The organism is Streptomyces polyasparticus (genome assembly GCF_014493765.1).
Classification (GTDB): Bacteria; Actinomycetota; Actinomycetes; order Streptomycetales; family Streptomycetaceae; genus Streptomyces; species Streptomyces polyasparticus.
The window spans coordinates 1-1388 of record NZ_JACTVJ010000098.1 but is presented as its reverse complement, the minus strand read 5'-3'; the positions used below and the strand labels follow the sequence as shown (position 1 = coordinate 1388).

The window sequence follows — 1388 nt, the reverse complement described above, 5'->3', positions numbered from 1 at the left end:
CTAGTAGGACTTTGTTAGGTGGTGTCGTAGGGCTGCCAGGGTGCGGGTTGGTGGCAGGTTGGGCAGTGTCCTGACCAGGTGGCCAGCATCTGCTGGAGGTGGGCGAGGGCCTGGTAGAGGGTCAGGCCCCGGCAGGGACTTTTGGGTCGGTGCGCTGTTCGGTCAGGAACAGGTGGGCCGCGGTCACCAGGGTGACGTGGCGGTGCCAGCCGTCCCAGGAACGGCCTTCGAAGTGGTCGAGTCCGAGGGCGGTCTTCAGTTCGCGGTAGTCGTGCTCGATGCGCCACCGGGTCTTGGCGAGGCGGACCAGGGCCCGGGGCGGGAGGTCGGCGGGCAGGTTGGAGAGCCAGTACTTGACCGGCTCCTCGGCGTCCTGGGGCCATTGGGCGATCAGCCAGCGCGGGCCGATGGTGCCGTCGTTGGCGGGTTTGGGACGGCGTCCGGCCGGACGGACGCGAAGGAACACGAACCGGGCCCGCATCCGGCCCTTCGAGCCCCGTCGCCAGTCGACGGTGACGGCCTGTCCACGGCCTGCGGCCAGCACGTGCTCGCGCAGGCTGACCGGACGGGTCCGGTAGCGCGGCAGCGGGCGTGGGCCCAGCCCGCCGTAGGGCAGAGTGACCGGTTCGATATCCGCCGGGTAGGCCGTCAACTCGCCCTTGACCTGCAGCACATAGGCCAGCTGCCGCTGCTCCAGCCCGCTGCGGAAGGAGGCGTTGTTGCCGTAGGCGGCGTCCGCGGCCACGACCGGGGGCCGCAGGCCGAGCCCGGCCAGGTCATCGAGCATCTCCAACGCCAGCTGCCACTTGGGCCGGTGCCGCATGTCCGGCGGGATGCGGCAGTGCCGGCGCCGCCCGGCGGCATCAGGTCCGTCCCAGCTCGCGGGCAGGAACAGCCGCCAGGCCAGCGGGCAGGATGCGGTGTCGGTGGCCGCGTGCACGCTCACCGCCACCTGGCAGTTGGCGGTCTTGCCCAGCGGCGGACAGTACTGCGCGGCCACCGCGGGCGACAGGTCACCATCCTTGGGAAACCCGGTGTCGTCCACCACCCACACCTCCGGCCGCACCACCGCCACCGCTCGGCGCGCCAGCCGCTGCCCAACCGCGGCGATGGGCCAGGTCGACGACGTCACGAACTGCTGCAGCCGCTGGTGATCGACGCCGAGCCGGCGGGCCATCGGCTGCATCGACTTACGCCGCCCGTCCAGGAGCAGGCCCCGCAAATACAGCCCGCCCTTCGCCCGCTGGTCCGACCGCACCAGCGGCGCGAACACCTCCGCCGCAAAATCCTCCAGCCGGTCACGGCACCCGGCAAGCTCCTCCGGAGTCATACCCCCAGCGAACTACCAACTCCAGAACCTGACCAGCCACCTAACAAAGTCCTACTAG

1 protein-coding gene is annotated in these 1388 nt (G+C 70.7%); it reads right to left on the bottom strand.

Translation table 11 applies throughout. The features are described from left to right. Window positions 1-121: 121 nt before the first annotated feature. Window positions 122-1330, bottom strand: a complete 1209-nt coding sequence (locus H9Y04_RS45610) for an IS701 family transposase (protein ID WP_187820141.1) — start codon at window positions 1328-1330, stop codon at window positions 122-124. Between the last annotated feature and the right edge of the window lie 58 nt (window positions 1331-1388).